This is a genomic window from Microlunatus kandeliicorticis, from assembly GCF_014137855.1.
In the GTDB taxonomy this organism is placed as follows: Bacteria; Actinomycetota; Actinomycetes; order Propionibacteriales; family Propionibacteriaceae; genus Microlunatus; species Microlunatus kandeliicorticis.
Window position 1 is genome coordinate 767302 of record NZ_JACGWT010000002.1, and the last position, 17540, is coordinate 784841.

Below are 17540 nucleotides of genomic sequence, written 5' to 3' on the forward strand. Positions count from 1 at the left end.
TTTTGGCTCGGGGTGGGAATCCTCCCTAGAGTCGGCAACTCCTGGAGCGATTCGTCACCGACGACGGATTGATCGGCAGCACAGACCGGTCGGCTCCGGGGCTGTCCGGCGGCCGAGGGGATGGCCCGAGCCCTGGAGGGAGTCGGGTCGTCGCGGACAGCCGGGTTCCCGTCGCGCGCCGTGGGAGCGGGCGACGGGAACCCAACCACCGCGGCGATCCAGGCCCGGGTGTCTCTCGACGAAGCTCTCGAGGCTCGCGTCGAATCGGGAACCGGTGACGTCAGTTTCGGCCGCGCTCCCCGGACGCATGATCATGGGTGACGTCTTCGGTTCGGACCTGCGTGGATTCGTCCGCGGATCCCTCAGCCGCAGGCGGAACGATCGGCTGATCCGCCGACAAGGCGCCCAGGTCCGGAAGGCCCATGCGCTGGCTGGCCTGCGCGCTCACCTTGCGCGCTCGGACGGCCGCCACCACACACAACACGGCGACGACGACCACCACGGCGACAATGACGAGAACGGTGGTTGTGCTCACGGATTCGGCCTCCTCGGCTCGATGTCGTCCGCTGAGCATCTGCAGCGCCCAGCGGCTGTCAGGTCACTGACCACCGTTCCCAGGAACTTGCATGAATGCAACCATGTGTCGGGATCGCGACGAATTCGTTACCTCGGGACGCTCGGAGGTGCGGGATGCGTCGTGCCCGAAGTCAGCCGGAATCAGCCGGAGAGACTGCCGGTCCGCGGCTCGCCTGCCGCGTCGGCGAAACGCTCGAGGCTGCGGGTGAGGGTGCGCTGCTGCGTCGCTGGCAGGTCCGCGACGATCTGCGCGAACGCCCGACGCCGCTCGGCCATGATCGCTGAGAGCAGCGAGCGTCCTCGCCGGGTGAGGACCAGGAGCGAGCTGCGCCGGTCCGTCGGCGATTCGCGCCGGGTGAGCCACCCAGCGGCGACGAGACGGTCGCAGAGCCGGCTGGCCGAAGACAGATGGATCCGCAGTTCGCTGGCGACCGCCGTGGTGGTGACGTCGGGTCCGGAGGCGACCATCACCAGCACGCGGAGCTGCGGCATCGTGATCCGGTTGTCGTTCCGCGCCATCGACCGTGCCACGATCGCGGTGACGACGCGAGAGGCGCGCATCAGGGCGTCGAGGGTGGCGGACTCCAGGTCGACGTCCTCGGTTGGGCGTGAAGCCGTGGCCGGGAGCCGAGGAGTCTTCGTCAGGTTCTTCTCACCTGTCCGCTGGTCCATGACACCAGTTTGCTTGACTCCGGCTGTGTCCGGGATGAACCCGGCTGTCGGCGTAGCGTGAACACCTGCAATAGTTGTCATCATGCAAGGAGTTCGTCGTGGCGGCCGGCGCTGAGTCGGTCGCGGGTCCTCAGGGTCTCGCGCAGAAGCTGCAGGCTGTCGTGCTCGGAGTGCTGGACGCCTACGAGGGACGGCCGGAGCCCGAGGTCGCCGTCCTGCTGCGACGCTCGATCGCGCTCTCGAGGCTCCCCATGCCGCCGGATCCCTGGATCCGCGCGGTGGCCAGCGAGATCGAGGGTCACCGGGTGTATGTGGTCGGTGCGATGACGATGCCGGCGGACTACTTCGCCAGCCCGGCGGCACGAAGCCGTCGTCGAGGCAACATCGGCGACGGTCACGACCTGGGTCCCGACCCGGAGGCGCGCCGAGAGGCTGATCAGGAGGGAGAAGCTCCCGGTGACCAGGTGGTCTGACGACGGGCGACCCACCGGTCCTCGGATCGCGCCCGTCCAGCGAGGCGCCGGGTTGCTGGCCTTCGTGTTGTGCGCGGCTGGCGTCCTCGGCTTCGTTCCCGGGGTCACCGAGCACCTCGACCGGTTGGCCGTGGCCGGTCCTGGCTCGCAGGCAGAGCTGTTCGGACTGGTCAGAGTGTCGGTTCTGGTCAACGCCCTGCACCTGGTGGCAGGCGGGCTCGGCCTCCGAGCGGTCCGGCGGGGTCCGGCGTCGTCGGTCCGCTATCTGGCGGGGCTGGCCGTCGTCTTCTTCCTGATGTTCGCCTGCGGGGTGGAGACCCGGGCCGGGTCCGCAGCCAATTTCCTTCCGGTCGACGATGCGGCGACCTTCGTCAACATCGCGACCGTGGTGGTGGCGCTCGTCTTCATGATCTTCCTCAACCGGACCGGCCCCGACGTCGTCCGTGAGGTCTACGTCAGCCCGGACCTGCCGTCCGGGGAGCCGCCGGCCTGGGTGGACGCGCCCGTGGTGATCGCCCCGCCGGTCGATCTCCGCGGTGCCACCGTGACCGGCCGCGAGCCGCCGCAGGCCATCACGAAGACCGCATCCCCCGGCGACAAGAACCCCTGATGCGGCGTCGGCCCGGGCACCGTGGCCCGCGCCGGCGGCGCATCAGGTCAGACGATCGAGAAGCCAGTGCAGTGCAGACGCGAACGACACCAGGAGAGGACGCCATGACACAGGTCGTGGTCATCACCGGGGCATCCGGTGGGATCGGCCGAGCGGTGGCCCGGGAGTTCGGCAGCCGAGGGGCCAGGGTCGCTCTGCTGGCCCGGGGCGAGACCGGGCTGCAGGGAGCCGCCGAGGACGTGCGGAACCGTGGCGGACAGGCGTTGGTGATCCCGGTCGACGTCTCCGACGCCGATGCCGTCGAGGCCGCCGCGCAGCGGGTGGAGGACGAGCTCGGGGAGATCGACGTCTGGATCAACGTCGCCTTCACCGCGGTCTTCAGCCGGTTCTGGCACGTCAGCCCCGCGGAGTACAAGCACGCGACCGAGGTGAGCTATCTCGGTTACGTCTACGGGACGATGTCGGCGCTGAAGCGGATGATGGCGCGCGACCGGGGCACCATCGTCCAGGTCGGGTCCGCGCTGGCTTATCGCGGCATCCCGTTGCAGACCGCGTACTGCGGGTCCAAGCACGCGATCCAGGGCTTCAACGAGTCGCTGCGCTGCGAGCTGCTGCACGAGAAGAGCAATGTGCACACCACGATGGTGCAGATGCCGGCCGTCAACACCCCGCAGTTTTCCTGGGTGCTGTCCCGGCTGCCTGACCATGCTCAACCGGTGCCGCCGATCTACCAGCCGGAGGTGGCCGCGCGCGCGGTCGTCTACGCCGCCGACCACCCGCGGCGGCGTGAGTACTGGGTGGGGGCGAGCACGGTCGGCACGCTGCTCGGGGACAAGTTCTTCCCTGGTCTGCTCGACCGCTATCTAGGCTGGAAGGGCTTTTCCTCCCAGCAGACCGGCCAGCCCCGCGACCCGGATCAGCCGGTGAACCTGTGGGAACCGGCCGACGGGCCCGACGGACGGGACTTCGGAGCTCACGGGGTCTTCGACGACCGGTCGCAGTCCACCGCGCCGCAGCTGTGGTTCTCCCACCACCACAAGACCCTGATCGCGGGTGGTCTCGCTCTCGTCGCGGGCGTCGGCACGGCGGTGGCGCGAAAGCTGGCGTCCCGGTGAGCGGCCGGCTCGGCGGCCTGCGACCGGTCGGCGTGCTGGGTCTCGCCTGGGGCGCGGTGCTGCTGTCGCGCGGGGACCAGCTCTTCGCGAGCCTAGAGGGTCGGCTGGCCGTGGGCATCGAGTCGGACGCGATCACCGTGCTCGGTCTGCGGCACGCCGGGCAGGGACTCGTGCAGCTCATCGCGCCGAGGCGGTTCGCGCGCCTCTACACCGGGATCGACCTGCTCCACGCGGCGTCCATGGTGGCGCTCGCCGTCCGTGACCCCACCCGTCGGCGGGCCGCCGGGGTGAGCGCGGGAGTGGCGGCACTCTCGGCCGCGGCGTCCGCTCGCTCGGCCGGCTTTGGCCGCCGGTGACCACGCAACGGCCGCACGGCCTCGAGGCGGACTACCCTCCGCAGGCGCTGCGCGACTACGCCCTGATCGCCGACGGCCACCGCGGTGCCCTGATCGGACCGCGCGGCGACATCACCTGGCTGTGTGCGCCGCGCTGGGACTCCCCGGCCGTGTTCAGCCACCTGGTCGGCGGGGACGGGCTGTACGCCCTCACCCCGGACGCACCGTTCGTCTGGGGCGGCAGCTACGAACCGGACTCGATGATCTGGCGCAGTCGCTGGGTCGCCGACGACACGGCCACCGTGCAGTCGCGCGAGGCGCTGGCCTATCCCGGCGAGGCCGACCGGCTGGTCCTGCTCCGACGCGTCTGGTCCACCGGAGGCCCGGCCCGGGTGTCGGTGTTGCTCCGGGTGAGCGCCGAGTTCGGACGACGACCGATGGAGCGTCCGAAGCTGGATCAGCACGGTCGTTGGACCGCGCGGGTCGGGGAGCTGCGGCTCCGCTGGTCCGGCGCGGCTGCCGCGCGATGGGAGGACCACGCACTCCGGCTCGAGCTCGACCTGGACCCGGATCGTCCGCACGACCTCGTGCTGGAACTGAGCGACCGGCCGCTGGCCGATCCCGTCGACCCGGACCAGGCCTGGTCGGCCACCACACAGGCGTGGACCGAGCAGGTGCCCGACCTCTCCCGGACGGCGGCGCCCCGTGATGCCGCGCAGGCCTACGCGGTACTGCGCTCACTGACTGATCCCGGCGGCGGCATGGTGGCGGCGGCGACCCTCGGCCTGCCCGAACGAGCCAAAGCCGGGAAGAACTACGACTACCGCTACGCCTGGATCCGTGACCAGGTCTACGCCGGCCTGGCCTGCGCAGTCGACGAGCCCTTGCCGCTCTTCGATGACGCCGTCGCCTTTACCACGGCCCGACTGCTCGAGCACGGGGACGCGCTGTCGCCGGGATACCGGGTGGACGGCTCACCGATCCCGGGGGAGGAGCAGCTCGACCTGCCCGGATATCCCGGGGGCACCGTCGTCGTCGGGAACTGGGTGCGCCGACAGTTCCAGCTCGACGCTCTGGGCGAGATGCTCGAACTCCTGGCCGCCGGGTTGCGACTCGACCGACTGGACACCCATCACGTCGAGGCGATCGACCTGGCGATCGACGTGATCGCGCGACGGTGGAACGAGCCCGAAGCGGGGATCTGGGAGCTCGACGACGCCTGGTGGACGCAGTCCCGGCTGGCCGCCGTGGCCGGACTGCGGGCGGTCGCCCACGAGCTGCCGGCCAGCCAGGCCGGCCGCGCGGCGACCCTGGCCGATGCGGTGCTCGCCGAGACGGGACGCCGCGCGCTCGGGACCGACGGCGCGTGGATGCGCAGCCCGGACCATCCGGGAGTCGACGCCTCCTTGCTGCTGCCCGCCGTCCGCGGAGCGTTGCCCGCCGACGATCCGCGGACCGTCAACACCCTGGCCAAGGTCGAGGCGGACCTGGTCCAGGACCACCACGTCTACCGCTATCGACCCGACGGTCGACCGCTCGGTGAGGCCGAAGGCGCCTTCACGCTGTGCGGGTTCATCATGAGCCTCGCCCACCTGCAGCAGGGCAATGCCGTCGCCGCCTACCGCTACTTCGACGTCCAACGCACGGTGTGCGGTTCGCCGGGAATCCTCACCGAGGAGTTCGACGTCCAGCAGCGGCAGCTGCGCGGCAACACCCCTCAGGCCTTCGTCCACGCGATGCTGCTCGAGACCGCCCAACGACTGGGACGCGCCTGAATGGAGGCGACCGGCACCTTCCCCGGGTGGCTGGACCGATTGGCCACCGTATCGCTCCTGCTGGCGGCCCTGTGCGCCGTGCTGGTGCTGATCGACGTGATCCGGCGGCCGCAGCCGATGGCGGTGATGAACGTGGTCTGGCCGATCACGATGCTCTTCGGGAGCGTGCTGTGGCTCGCCTTCTATCGGGCGAAGGGTCGGGCGCCGCTGCGCGGCCGCGACGACGACGCGCCGGACCGTTCGATGCGGGTGTCGGTGGCGGTTGGAGCCAGTCACTGCGGGGCCGGCTGCACGCTGGGAGACATCGTCGGAGAATTTGCACTGGTGCTGCTCCCGGGACTGGCGGCCGTGTTCGGTCTCGGGTGGCTCTGGCCCGACCGGATCTTCGCCGCCTGGACGCTCGACTTCGTGCTGGCCTTCGCGATCGGGATCGTCTTCCAGTACTTCTCCATCGCCCCGATGCGGGGGCTCGGACTCTGGGCCGGCCTGCTGGCGGCGATCAAGGCCGACACCGCCTCGATCACCTCCTGGCAGGTAGGCATGTACGGCCTGATGGCCGTCGGCCAGTTCTGGTTGTTCCCCCTCTGGTTCGGCGGCCGCGCCGAGGCGACCTCACCGGTCTTCTGGTTGCTCATGCAGCTGGCCATGATCGTCGGCTTCGGCACGGCCTACCCGGTCAACTGGCTGCTGGTCCGGCGCGGGGTCAAGGAGAAGATGTGACGGCGTCGGTCGGCAGCTCGCGCTCCGTGGCTCGGCTCGGTGCCGCGCTGCTGCGACAGCGGTGGTTCGTCCGCGCGCCGATCCTGCTCTACCGGTGGCACCTCGGTGCGCTGGTGGGTGACCGTGTGCTGCTGCTCGAGCACCTCGGCCGCAGGTCGGGCCAGTGGCGCACGGTCTGTCTCGAGGTGGTCGACCGACCCGCCCCGTCCGCGCTCGTCGTGATCAGCGGCTTCGGTCGACGCTCCCAGTGGTTCCGCAACCTGCAGGCCAATCCGGTCTGCCGGCTCAGCGTCGGGCGGCTGCGTCGGGTCGACGCCCGCGCCGTCGTGCTCTCCGAAGCGCAGACAACCGACGTCCTGGCCCGGTATGCCGACCGTCACCCGGCAGCGTGGCGGCGCCTGCGCGACGTGTTGACGGAGACGCTCGATGCCCCGACCGCGGTCCCGCCGGCGGTCAGGCTCGAACTCTGCGATTTGGGTAGCAAAAGCCGTCGAATCTGACATCCGACAGCCGTTCAGTTGGACGACGACCGCGGCGGACCGGCGAGCCAGCACGTCGAACGCCTCGGGCCTGGTCAACGACACTGTCAACGCCACGAACTGCTGAATATGGCTCTAGGGGATCAAGGCGGCTCGTGTCCTCGCTCCGCTGCGGGCCGGGCCGCCCAAATCAGGTAGCTGGCCGCACCACGCGCCCACGAGCTGAGTGGTCAGCCTGGAAAGTCCTCCGGAGGCGGCTTGATGATTCGTCTGATCAGCATGCCGATCCCGGTCCCGAGCAGCACGGCACCCAGCGTCACCAGAGTGCCCCAACGGTGTCGAAAGACGCCTGACCAAAGCCCGTACAGACCGAAGCCGACCCATACACACCGCCGATGCGATCGATCCACTGACGCACACGACTCCGCCCGCGAGCCCGACCGGCGTCTCTCCGCACGAGCGCACCATAGGCCAGGGTGGCTCGGAAGAAGCCCGTGGGAGGAAAGGCTGAGGACCAGGCGAGCCTTGATCGGTGCCACCGACATGCCCCCGCCGCCTCGTGGTCAGTCATCGGTACGAGTCATTACCCATCGATGCCGGAGCCTCCACGAGAGGCGCCAGGGCCTGCCATAAGACCGCGGAATTGCTCCTAATGCGTAGGTTCGGGGGTCGAATCCCCGAGGCGGCTCCCACCAGGCCGCACGGTGGTCCGCTTCCAATGGCTTCCGCCTGGCGTCCGATCGTGGGCTTCGCACCAGCCGCCACGCGCGTGCAGTGGCTGGCGATCATCACACGACACAACTACTGCTGTGGCGCCCTTCTATGTCCAGCCGCAGTCGGTGAGCACGCGCCTCAAAGTGTGTGGGAGCGGCGAGTCGGCACCGATCACCTCCTCCGCAACCCCGGGCAGTGGATCGATGTCGCGCCACCACTCACGCATCTCCACCTCGCCGAACTCGTCAGCATTCGCCTTCGTCGCGTGTCGCCTCAGCGTCTCTTCGAAGCTCATCTCGTAGCGGTAGCACCGCGTGACGCCCCGATGGTCAGCGATCAGGTGCCTCAAGACCTCTCCGTAGATCGCGGCGTGGAGGATCCCTTCGACGACCGCGTGCAGACCGCAGTTCAGGGCGTAGCGGACCGAGACATCCACATAGCCTGCGGCCGGTGTGTCGGGGTAGTCCCGGACGTGGAGGATCTCGCGGCGCAGTTGGTCCTGTCCGATGATCGCGATGCCGCGTGGCCGAGCTTCTCGGATCGCCGCCGCAAGTGTCGACTTTCCCGTGCCCGAGTTTCCGCGGACGATGATGAGGCGGGAGTCTCGTTCTCCGAAAGAAGCCACGCCATGTTGTACAAGACGTGCGTATCGATGGGAACAGGCTCACCGGAAACCGGTGGTCGGGCGGAGCCAACAGAGAGCAAAGTGCTGGCGTTCTCGCTCCATCGATCGATGGGGGTGGAGTCGGCGGTCTCCGGGAGAGTCCGGAACGCCGGCGCGGCGACCTCTCGGACCCTTCCTCCGCTGACCTCCGGGCCGGCACCCAGGTTGCTCAGGTGCGTCTCAACGCCGCGCGCATCCGCGGGAACCGTCGTGCGCGACCTGACGTGTGGCCCTGAGGAATCGAGCGGGTGGGGTCGAGCGGATCACACGAGAGGTGACGGAGTGGACAGGGTGGCGGAGACGGCGGGGTCGACCGAGCAGGACACGGGTGCGCGACGCCGTCCGGCACCGGTGCAGCAGGGCGCGGGTGCGCTCGCCTTCCTGCTGGCCGGTGCGGGGGTGCTGGGGTTCGTTCCTGGGGTGACCACCCACGTCGACCAGCTGGCGCTGCTCGGCCCGCGGTCCGGGGCGCTGCTCTTCGACCTGGTCCGGGTGTCGGTGCTGGTGAACGTGGTCCACCTGGTCGTGGGGCTGGTCGGGCTGGTCGCCGCACGCCGTGGCCCGCGACCCTCCGTGCGCTGGTTCGTCGGGGTCGCGGTCGTCTTCTTCATCCTGTTCGTGATCGGGGTCGAGACCGGGCCGCACAGCACCACCAACCCGCTCCCGGTGAACGCCGCGGCCACCTTCACGGCGATCCTCGTGGTGATCGTGGCCGTCCTGGGCATCGTCTTCCTCAACCGGACCGGTCCCGACGTCGTGCGCGAGGTGTTCGTCTCCGACCGGCCCGTGCCGGGAGCGGACCACCCGGGGCCCCGGGCGCTGACGGCGGGTGCGCCGAGCCCGTCTCGGCACGGCTGAACCGCGCGGCTCGGAGGATCAGAGCTCGTCCGGCGACACCGACCGTCCGGTGCTGGCGGCCTGCTCGACCGCGCAGATCACCCGGGTCACCGCGAGACCATGATCGACACCGGGGCCGAGGTCGCCGCCGTCGATCAGCGCCCGGGCGAAGTGCTCGACCATCCAGACGGCCGGACCGACCTGGCTGCGCCCGATGGTGCCCGACAGCGGCCACTCCGAACGGGTGCGGTCGGTGACCACCGACAGCCCCTGGTGCGACAGGTCGGCGGTGATCGATCCCTCGGTGCCGACGACGCCGAACCGGAAGTCGACGATGCCTTCCCCGGCGTCGGGGAGCACCCAGGCCGAGGTCAGGTTGGCGGTCGCCCCGTTCGCGAAGGCGATCAGGGCGTGCACGACGTCCTCGGTGTCCACCCCGCGCGCCGCGAGCACGCCCCGCGAGCTCACCGCACGGACCGAGGCGACGGCGCTGTCGTTCAACCACATCAGCAGATCCACCGTGTGCGGCATCAGGAACCAGGCCGGGGACGACCGCTCGGCCCACGCGAGCATCCGGGTCGGGACGAAGAAGGAGTTGCTCAGCGTCGCGTGCGACGTGATGGGCGAGCCCAGGCTCCCCGAGGCGACCACCTCGTGGGCCCGGTGGGCGTGCGGGTTCCACCGGTTCTCGAACCCCACCAGGCAGCGTCCACCGCCCGCGCGGACGGCGTCGGCGATCAACGTCGCGTCCTCGACGGTGGTCGCCAGCGGCTTCTCGATCAGCAGGTCGATCCCGGCGCCGGCCACGTCGACGGCCACCTCGCGGTGCGCGAAGTCCGGCGTGGCGATGATCACCGCGTCCGGCGACGTGGCCGCCAGCAGTGCCCGGTGATCAGGATGGACCGGGACGCCGGTGGCCCCGCTCGCCGCCTCGCCGGTCTGCGCGGAAGGCTCGGCGAACCCGGCCACGCGGACACCCGGGACGTCCGCCAGGGCGCGCGCGAACAGCTGCCCGCGCAGACCGGCGCCGACGATTCCGACGGTGAGCATCGGGACTCCTCCCAGGATCAAGACGTGCGGACCGCGCGGGTGGCCGGTCAGAACAGGGTGAACCCGCCGTCGATCTTGACGATCGAGCCGGTCATGAAGCTGGACGCGTCGCTGGCCAGGAAGATCGCCGCCGGCCCGAGCTCGTGCGGCAGTCCGTACCGCTTCATCGGGGAGGGGTCGACGACGAACGGGGTGAACTCGGGCTGGTCCACCGGCGACATCTCGGTGAGGAAGTAGCCGGGGGCGATGGCGTTCACCCGGATGCCGTAGGGCGCCCACTCCGCCGCGAGTCCCTCGGTCATGTGGTGGACCGCCGCCTTCGACGTCAGGTAGGAGATCTGCCACCGCGGCTGGTTGACGATCTGCGCGGACATCGAGCCGATGTTGACGATCGCGCCGCCACCGCGCTCGGCCATCCGCCGGGCGACCGCGCGGCTGCAGAACCAGACGCCGTCGACGTTCACCGACATCACCGAACGCCAGACGTCGTCGGCGGCCTCGAAGGCGGTCGCGCCGACCCCGATCCCGGCGTTGTTGAGCAGGATGTCGATCGCGCCGAACTCCTCGCTCACCTGGGCGACCGCGCGCTCGACGTCGTCGACGTCGGAGACCTCGAGCTGGACGCCGTAGGCCCGGATGCCGGTCGCCTCGAGCTCGGCGGCCGCCGCCTGCGCGCCGGCCAGTGTGGTCGCGCTGACCGCGACGGCGGCGCCGGCCTCGCCCAACGCCTGGGCCATCGCTCGGCCGAGCCCGCGGCTGCCCCCGGTGACCAGGGCGGTCTTGCCGGCCAGGGAGAAGGTGTCGAGTGCGCCCATGGTTGGTCCCTCCGGGGCCGGCGGCGGATGAGGTCGGAGCGCGGCCCGTCCCTGGGCGCGCGTCCGATCGTGACGGTGCCGGGGAGCCTACCGAGCGCCGGCGGCGCCCCGCGGTCGGCCACCGTCCGTCGGGTGATCGACGCCGCGGGAGGCGGCTAGCCGAGGCGGCGCAGGGCGCGCTCGACCACGACCTCCAGCCGCGCCGTCATCCCGGTGGCGTCCACCGGGCGACGCCCGGCGACCTGCCGCGCGATCGCCGACGGCGCGCGGTCGTCGTGGTGGAGCAGTGCGTACAGGTCCCACCACGGCTGCAGCGTGATCCCCACCGCCACTTCGTAGCGCTGTTTCAGCTCCTCGGCCCAGACCGGTGACCAGAGCGAGGCGAGGTAGCGGCGGCACTGGCCGACGTCGACGGCGCGCGAACCGCGGTGGATGCTGTTCCAGTCCGTCAGCCCGGTGATCCTGCCGCGCGACCACAACAGGTTGACGGGCAGGTAGTCGCCGTGCAGGAAGACGGCGGGATCCTCGGGTGGCTGCGACTCCAGGGCGTCGAAGGCGGCGCGCCAGACCGACGGGTTCCTGGCACCGGTCGGGACCCGGAACCGGCCGAGCGGGGTGATCCACGAGTCCGTCCAGGGCCGGAACGCCGGCGCGGGCAGGTCGACGGCATGGATTCGAGCCGCGAAACGGGCGACCTCCTCGATCCACGGCCCGCGCTCGGCAGGATCCAGGTGGACGTGGCCCGGCAGCCGGGTCATCAGGAGCGAGGGCGCACCACCGGTCGCGGCGCCCGAGACGTCGGTGGCCACGATCGTGGGCACCGGGAGTCCGCTGTCGGCCACCAGCGTGAGGTGCGCGATCTCGGTCTCCAGGGCGGTTCGGAGCGCGGCGCTGCCCGCCGGGTACTGACGCAGCACCAGCACGGTGCGGGTGCGGCCCCGCTCGACCGTCAGCCGGTGCACGGCGGAGTTGACGCCACCGGTCAGCCGACGGCGGCCGACGACCCGAGCGCCCGCGCCGACAGCGGCGGCGACCCAGGCCAGCGTCTCGTCGCTGGGCCGGCGTCGGAAGAAGGCGTGCTCCCGCCAGGCGCTGTCCTCGGTCAGGTCGGGAGCGTCGTCCCCGGTGCGGGTCACGCCGGGCGACGCGAGGAAGACGGTCCCGGCACGCCCCGGTCCTCGCCCGTCCGCCGTTCGTCGTCGCGGTCCAGCTGCCGCAGGACGCCGGAGAGCTGCTGCCGGGAGCTGACGCCGAGCTTGGGGAAGGCGTTGTAGAGATGGACGCCGACCGTGCGCGGGGACAGGAACAGCGTCTCCCCGATCTGCCGGTTGGTGAGACCCTGCGCGGCGAGCCGGACGACCTGCCGCTCCTGGCTGGTGAGGGTCGCCCAGGCGTTGACGTCGGTGGCGGGTGCCCCGCCGACGCGGTGCAGCTCGACGCGGGTGGCCTCGGCCCAGGCCGGGGTGCCGAGCCTGTCGAAGGTGTGGAGGGCGGGAACGAGCTGGTTGCGCGCCTCCGGACCGCGGCGGTGGCGTCGCAGCAAGCGTCCGTAGTCGAGTCGCGCGTTGGCGAGCTCGAAGGGCCAGGCGGCGTGCGCGGGGTCGTCGACGACCGTGCGGTACAGCCGGTCGACGTCCTCGTCGTCGGCCAGCAGCGCGCGGGCGTGCGTGGTCACCAGGACCTGGTGGACACCCGGCGCGTCGGGCAGTGCGGCCTCGACGCCGTCGAGCAGGGCGCGGGCGTCGTCCGCCTGCCCGACTCGGAGTGCGACGGACACGGCCGGGGCGAGCGCCCGGACGGACAGCCGCAGGTGGCGGGGGCGTCCGAGCGGCTCGAAGGCCGCGCGCAGCTGGCGGTAGCGCAGGTCGTCGTCCTCGCCGTACCAGCTGTCGGCGATCGCGACCCGGACACCGATCTCGAGCGCGACGCACGAGGCGAGGTCGAGCCGGGACCAGACGTCGTCGGCGATCTCGCGAGCCTCCTGGCGGTGGCCGCGGAGGGCCGCGACGGCTGCCCTGGTGTGCTGAGCCACGGCGCGTTGGTAGTCCAGTCCCTGCGCCTCGGCGATCTCGAACAGCACCCGCGCGGCCTCGTCGGCCTCGTCGAGGGCGAAGCGGTCGGCATGGACCTGGGCCAGCGCCACCAGGACCGGGACCAGCTCCTGGGAGTGCGGCCGTTCGAGGATGGCCCGGGACTCGCGCAGCTGGGCGGCGGCGAGGTCGGGCAGGTCGAGCAACCAGGCCGCGGCCCCGAACATCATGGCGCGGAGCCCCACCACGACCGGTGGTGTGCCTGGCGGCAGCGGCGGCGCCCCCCGGACCTCCTCGAGCAGGTCGGCGGGGCGGGCAGCAGGTTCGGCGGCCGCGCGGCTCCAGACCCTCGACGCGGTGATCAACGGGTGCTCGTCGTCGCGGCGGCCGAGCCGTCGGACCCAGTCGGTCAGGAACGTCGGGTCGCCGGCGGTCTGGTAGAGCAGGACGGCCAGGCTCGTGACGGAGGCCCAGGCCGCACCGAGGTCGACGGCGGAGGACTGGACGACGGAGTCCTCGAGGGCGAGCCGGGCCGCCTCGAGATCCATCGTCTGGGTCAGGGCCGCCGCGATCACCTGCTGCGCACCGGCCCGGACGACCGGGTCCGCGGTGTCGTCGCGGACCCGGCGGGCCAGGCCGAGCTGGGCCGAGAGCCGGCCCACCGGGACAGCGACCCGCAGCAGCTCCAGCGTCCGCCGTTCGCGGGCCGCAGGCTCCGGGGTGAGCTCGATGGCGCGGCGCAGCGCCCGGGCGGCCTCGGCGTAGGCGACCCGGTCGACCGCGCGGGACGCGGCCTCGACGAGCTCGCCGGCGACCTCCTCATCGGGGGTGGCGACCGAGGCGGCCCGGTGCCACACCCGGCGGTCGGCCTCCTCGGGATAGGCCGCGGCCAGGGCGCGGTGCGCCCGGAGGCGTTCGGCGGCGGTCGCGCAGGCGTACACCGCCTGCCGGGCCAGGGGGTGGCGGAACCGGACGCAGTTCCCGCGCACGCTGATCAGGCCCAGCCGCTCGGCCGGCTCGAGAGCTTCGACGACCAGGTCGGCATCCATGCACCGGGCCAGCACGGCGAGGTCCTCCGCACCCGTGGCGGCGAGCAGCAGCGCCTCGCGGGTCACCGCCGGCAGGCCCGGGAGGTCGGCGGCGAACGCCTGCTCGACCCGCTCGGGGACGCCCAGGTCGTCGGGCCCCTCGGTCAGCGTCCTCGGGCCGAGACGCGAGAGCTCGACCAGGGCGAGCGGGTTGCCGGCCGCACGGCGCAGCACGTCCGGGAGTGCCTGCGCCGGCACCGGTGTGCCGGTGTCGAGGAGCACCTGACGTGCGTCGTCCTCGGCGAGGGCGCGGAGCACCACCCCGGGGAGGCTGTCGAGCTCCTCGATCGAGCGGCCACTGCGACAGGCGAGCAGCAGGGCGACCGGACCGGCCGCGAGTCGGTGGGCGAGGAAGGCGAGGATCTGCCGGCTCGTCGGGTCGAGCCACTGGGCGTCGTCGACGGCGACCAGCAGCCGCCGGTCGCCGGCGACCTCCTCGAGCCAGGTGAGGACGTCGAGGCGGAGCCCCAGCGGGGTGGCGGTCCGCACCCCGCCGTCGCCGCGGACGTGGGCCAGCAGACGGTCGCGCAGGTCGCGCCCGGCCCTGGTGTGCGGGACGGGGGCGTTGACCAGGAGCTCGCTGAGCGCCGCGAACGGCAGCGACTGGTCCGCCGTCCGACCCGAGGCGGACAGCACCTGCCAGCCCTCCTCGCGGACCAGGTCCGCGACGGTGGCCAGCAGCAACGTCTTGCCCTCTCCGGGTGCGCCGAGCACCACCGCGCAGCGAGGGGGCGAGGTCAGCAACCGTTGCAGTTCGCCGAGCTCGCGGCCGCGCCCGCGGAGCAGGCCCGCGGCGTCGGCCCATGCCCGTGCTCCCGGTGCGGTCGCCACGGGCGAACGCTATCCGGGCCGCCCGTCGGTCACCAGGGCCGTCTACGTCACCCGGCTAAGTCACCGACCTGGACCGGCATGGCGTGGCTGGCTAGCGTCCCCGGTGTCGACCTCCGGCTCGGCGGCGCGCCGAGGCGCCGGACCCGGCCACCCACCGCCACGAAGGGATGCACCCATGACCACCGTCGTCCTCGTCCACGGAGCCTTCGCCGACTCGGCGAGCTGGGCGCCCGTCACCCGGCTGCTCCTCGACGCCGGGCACGACGTCCGCGTCCCCCCGGTCCCGAACCGCAGCCTGAGCGGCGACGCGGAGTACGTCCGCCGCTTCGTCGAACAGCTCGGCGGCCCCGTGCTGCTCGTCGGTCACTCCTACGGCGGTGCCGTGATCACCGTCGCCGGTGTCGCCGACAACGTCGTCGGTCTGGTCTACGTCGCCGGCTACGCCCTGCAGGAGGGCGAGAGCCTCGGCCAGCTGCAGGGTGGCTTCCCCGACTCCGACCTCGCGGCGAACCTGGTCTACGAGCCGTACACGCTGCCCGACGGGACGGACGGCACCGACGTGTCGGTCAGGATCGACGCCTTCCCGGCCGTGTTCGCCGCCGGCGTCGACCCGCGGACCGCCGAGGTCCTCGCCGTCTCCCAGCGGCCGTTGTCCGCGCTCGCCTTCGGGGAGACCGCGACCGCGCAGGCCTGGGCGTCCAAGCCGAGCTGGGGACTGGTGTCGGTGGAGGACCGGACCATCAACCCCGACGTCGAGCGCTTCGGTTACCGGCGCGCCGAGATGACCAAGGTGGTCGAGGTCGACGGTGCCCCGCACCTGGTGATGCACCAGAACCCGCAGGCCGTCGTCGACCTGATCACCGAGGCCCTCGCCGGCACCGGCTCCTGACCCACCCAGCCCACGTCCGGTCGCGACCGCCGTCACCGGACCCGTTCCGCCACCGCCCCGTCCCGCCCGTCCACCAGGAGAGGCCCGCCGTGCCCGCCAACCCGCACCACGTCTCGCTCGAGCCCGCTGCGCTCGCGTTCGCCGAAGCCACCGCCAACCCGCCCTTCCTCTACCAGCTGCCGCCCGAGGAGGGCCGCAAGGCCGTCGACAGCGTCCAGGACTCACCGATCGACAAACCCGACGTCGACGACCGGTGGATCACCGTGAAGGGTGGTCCCACCGGCTCGGTCCGGACCCGGATCGTCAAGCCCACGGGGGCGGTCGGCGTACTGCCGGTGATCATCTACACCCACGGTGCCGGCTGGGTCTTCGGCGACGCCCACACCCACGACCGGCTGGTGCGCGATCTGGCGGTGGGCGCCAACGCCGCCGTGGTGTTCCCCGAGTACGACCGCTCGCCGGAGGTGCGCTACCCGGTCGCGAACGAGCAGTCCTACGCGGTCGCGCGCTGGGTCGCGCAGTCCGGCGCCGAGGAGGGCCTCGACCCGAGCCGGATCGCCGTCTGCGGCGACTCGGTCGGCGGGAACATGGCCATCGCGTTGACCCTGATGGCCAAGGAGCGTGGCGATCTGGCGTTCGCCGCGCAGGTTCTGTTCTATCCCGTCACCGACGCCGGCTTCGACACCGACTCCTACCGTCGGTGGGCCGACGGCTACTGGCTCACCCGGGACGGGATGAAGTGGTTCTGGGACCAGTACACGACCAGTGAGGAGGACCGCGCGCAGATCACCGCCTCCCCGCTCCGGGCGACCCCGGAGCAGCTCGCCGGTCTTCCCCCCGCCTTGATCATCAACGCCCTCCAGGACGTGCTGCACGACGACGGCGCCGGCTACGCCGATCTGCTGCGGACCGCCGGGGTCCCCGTCACCCACGTCACCTATTCCGCGATGGTGCACGACTTCGTCATGGTCAACTCGCTGCACGACACGCTCGCGGCGCGGGCCGCGATCGCGCAGGCCACGGCGTTCCTGGCCGCCGCGCTCGCCGGCTGATCGGCCGGCCGCAGGTCGTCGAGCGCATGATCAACGGCGTCCGCGGGTCTCGAGCGCAGTCTGCCCGATCACCCCGCTCGGTCGCGGTCTGCGCCGGTGATCAACTCCGCTCGGCGAGGAGCGCGAGATCGCGGGCGACGAAGCGATGGTGTTCGAGGTTCTCGGTCAGGACCGTCCGCAGGCACTGGCCCACCGTGCGCCCGCGGGCGTAGGTCGGCCACACGTCGCCGTCGGGGACCGGTGCCGTCGCCTCCAGCTCCTCGGCGGTGACGTCCGCGAGCCAGGTCGTCAGCTCGGTGCGTTGTTCGTCGCGGACCGCGACGACCGCGTCGGCGCCCGGCTCGAGGGACGGGTCGAGGCCGTAAGCACGGTGGTAGGGCTCCGCCGACGGCCCGATGCCCCACGGGGTGAAGAGCTGGGCCGAGCCGAGACAGCAGCGGCGGAACCAGGAGTCGTGGACGAAGACGAGATGCCGAAGCGTCTGCAGCACCGACCACTCCCCGTTGACGCTCTCGTGCTCGAGACCTCGAGCACGCGCCGTGCTGGTCGTCCTCTCCCACTCCGCGCCGAGCTCCCGCCACGCAGCGCGAAGATCATCGGGCCGCCCCGACCGGATCAGGACCCGGACCGGGTGACGGCGGTCGAGCTCGGCGTCGACGTAGGCCGACACGTCGACCCCGTTGACGACCAGGTGGTCGAACGAGCCGTCGATGTCGACCCGGTCCATGATCACACCGACGAACCGGGCACGCGTGAGGTCGCACTCGCGGAACTCCGCCCCGCTCAGATCCTCCTCGACGAATCGCTGCATGCCC

At 71.8% G+C, this 17540-nt stretch carries 18 protein-coding genes; 10 read left to right on the top strand and 8 right to left on the bottom strand.

The window, feature by feature from the left end:
• Positions 1-280 precede the first annotated feature (280 nt).
• Both FHX74_RS08410 and FHX74_RS08415 read right to left on the bottom strand, forming a co-directional pair.
• Complete coding sequence (locus FHX74_RS08410; protein ID WP_182559601.1) at positions 281-535, bottom strand: hypothetical protein; 255 nt, start codon at positions 533-535, stop codon at positions 281-283.
• Positions 536-717: 182 nt separating this feature from the next.
• A complete protein-coding gene (locus FHX74_RS08415) occupies positions 718-1329 on the bottom strand; it encodes a MarR family winged helix-turn-helix transcriptional regulator (protein WP_182559602.1) in 612 nt (203 codons plus the stop codon).
• A gap of 17 nt (positions 1330-1346) precedes the next feature.
• On the opposite strand from FHX74_RS08415, the gene FHX74_RS08420 reads away from it, so the two are divergent.
• The 7 genes from FHX74_RS08420 to FHX74_RS08450 all read left to right on the top strand — a co-directional run bounded on the left by FHX74_RS08420 (position 1347) and on the right by FHX74_RS08450 (position 6776).
• Entirely contained in the window at positions 1347-1721 is a 375-nt protein-coding gene (locus tag FHX74_RS08420; protein ID WP_182559603.1) for a hypothetical protein, read from the top strand.
• Positions 1705-2331, top strand: coding sequence for a DUF4383 domain-containing protein (locus FHX74_RS08425; protein ID WP_182559604.1), 627 nt, complete (start codon positions 1705-1707; stop codon positions 2329-2331). The genes FHX74_RS08420 and FHX74_RS08425 overlap by 17 nt, the downstream gene beginning before the upstream one ends.
• Positions 2332-2435: 104 nt before the next feature.
• A complete protein-coding gene (locus FHX74_RS08430; protein WP_182559605.1) occupies positions 2436-3446 on the top strand; it encodes an SDR family oxidoreductase in 1011 nt (336 codons plus the stop codon).
• On the top strand, positions 3443-3802 hold the full coding sequence (locus FHX74_RS08435) for a hypothetical protein (RefSeq protein WP_182559606.1): 360 nt from the start codon (positions 3443-3445) through the stop codon (positions 3800-3802). Before FHX74_RS08430 ends, FHX74_RS08435 begins: the two co-directional genes overlap by 4 nt.
• Entirely contained in the window at positions 3799-5556 is a 1758-nt protein-coding gene (locus tag FHX74_RS08440) for a glycoside hydrolase family 15 protein (protein ID WP_182559607.1), read from the top strand. Before FHX74_RS08435 ends, FHX74_RS08440 begins: the two co-directional genes overlap by 4 nt.
• Before the next feature lie 39 nt (positions 5557-5595).
• Positions 5596-6276: a DUF4396 domain-containing protein gene (locus tag FHX74_RS08445; protein WP_220483600.1), complete on the top strand. Its 681-nt coding sequence runs from the start codon at positions 5596-5598 to the stop codon at positions 6274-6276.
• Positions 6273-6776, top strand: a complete 504-nt coding sequence (locus tag FHX74_RS08450; protein ID WP_220483601.1) for a nitroreductase family deazaflavin-dependent oxidoreductase — start codon at positions 6273-6275, stop codon at positions 6774-6776. Before FHX74_RS08445 ends, FHX74_RS08450 begins: the two co-directional genes overlap by 4 nt.
• A 799-nt stretch (positions 6777-7575) precedes the next feature.
• Here FHX74_RS08450 and FHX74_RS08455 read toward each other — a convergent pair.
• The gene (locus tag FHX74_RS08455) at positions 7576-8094 is read right to left on the bottom strand and encodes a kinase (RefSeq protein WP_182559609.1); all 519 of its coding nucleotides are present in this window, start codon (positions 8092-8094) and stop codon (positions 7576-7578) included.
• Between the two features lie 330 nt (positions 8095-8424).
• Here FHX74_RS08455 and FHX74_RS08460 point away from each other — a divergent pair, with 330 nt between their 5' ends.
• Positions 8425-8991, top strand: coding sequence for a DUF4383 domain-containing protein (locus tag FHX74_RS08460; RefSeq protein WP_182559610.1), 567 nt, complete (start codon positions 8425-8427; stop codon positions 8989-8991).
• Positions 8992-9009: 18 nt separating this feature from the next.
• On the opposite strand, the gene FHX74_RS08465 is transcribed toward FHX74_RS08460, so the two are convergent.
• From FHX74_RS08465 to FHX74_RS08480, 4 genes are all read right to left on the bottom strand, one after another.
• Positions 9010-10020 (bottom strand): Gfo/Idh/MocA family protein, encoded by a 1011-nt coding sequence (locus FHX74_RS08465; protein ID WP_182559611.1) that lies wholly within the window; start codon positions 10018-10020, stop codon positions 9010-9012.
• 47 nt (positions 10021-10067) lie between these two features.
• Positions 10068-10835 (bottom strand): SDR family NAD(P)-dependent oxidoreductase, encoded by a 768-nt coding sequence (locus FHX74_RS08470; protein WP_182559612.1) that lies wholly within the window; start codon positions 10833-10835, stop codon positions 10068-10070.
• A gap of 155 nt (positions 10836-10990) precedes the next feature.
• Complete coding sequence (locus FHX74_RS08475; RefSeq protein WP_182559613.1) at positions 10991-11971, bottom strand: phosphotransferase family protein; 981 nt, start codon at positions 11969-11971, stop codon at positions 10991-10993.
• Positions 11968-14784, bottom strand: coding sequence for a helix-turn-helix transcriptional regulator (locus FHX74_RS08480; RefSeq protein ID WP_182559614.1), 2817 nt, complete (start codon positions 14782-14784; stop codon positions 11968-11970). The genes FHX74_RS08475 and FHX74_RS08480 overlap by 4 nt, the downstream gene beginning before the upstream one ends.
• Before the next feature lie 175 nt (positions 14785-14959).
• Between FHX74_RS08480 and FHX74_RS08485 the strand changes: the two genes are divergently transcribed.
• Together FHX74_RS08485 and FHX74_RS20220 are read left to right on the top strand one after the other, a co-directional pair.
• Positions 14960-15673 carry an alpha/beta fold hydrolase gene (locus FHX74_RS08485; RefSeq protein WP_182559615.1) on the top strand — a complete coding sequence of 238 codons (714 nt, stop codon included), beginning with the start codon at positions 14960-14962 and terminating at the stop codon, positions 15671-15673.
• A gap of 89 nt (positions 15674-15762) precedes the next feature.
• Positions 15763-16725: an alpha/beta hydrolase gene (locus FHX74_RS20220; protein ID WP_182559616.1), complete on the top strand. Its 963-nt coding sequence runs from the start codon at positions 15763-15765 to the stop codon at positions 16723-16725.
• 100 nt (positions 16726-16825) lie between these two features.
• On the opposite strand, the gene FHX74_RS08495 is transcribed toward FHX74_RS20220, so the two are convergent.
• Positions 16826-17536, bottom strand: a complete 711-nt coding sequence (locus tag FHX74_RS08495; RefSeq protein WP_182559617.1) for a DinB family protein — start codon at positions 17534-17536, stop codon at positions 16826-16828.
• Positions 17537-17540: the final 4 nt, after the last annotated feature.

Excerpts from the sequence above, each read along its gene's own strand:
- FHX74_RS08415 (WP_182559602.1), bottom strand. The coding sequence starts at position 1,329 with ATGACAACTATTGCAGGTGTTCACGCTACGCCGACAGCCGGGTTCATC.
- FHX74_RS08430 (WP_182559605.1), top strand. The coding sequence starts at position 2,436 with ATGACACAGGTCGTGGTCATCACCGGGGCATCCGGTGGGATCGGCCGA.
- FHX74_RS08465 (WP_182559611.1), bottom strand. The coding sequence starts at position 10,020 with ATGCTCACCGTCGGAATCGTCGGCGCCGGTCTGCGCGGGCAGCTGTTC.
- FHX74_RS08470 (WP_182559612.1), bottom strand. The coding sequence starts at position 10,835 with ATGGGCGCACTCGACACCTTCTCCCTGGCCGGCAAGACCGCCCTGGTC.
- FHX74_RS08485 (WP_182559615.1), top strand. The coding sequence starts at position 14,960 with ATGACCACCGTCGTCCTCGTCCACGGAGCCTTCGCCGACTCGGCGAGC.
- FHX74_RS08495 (WP_182559617.1), bottom strand. The coding sequence starts at position 17,536 with ATGCAGCGATTCGTCGAGGAGGATCTGAGCGGGGCGGAGTTCCGCGAG.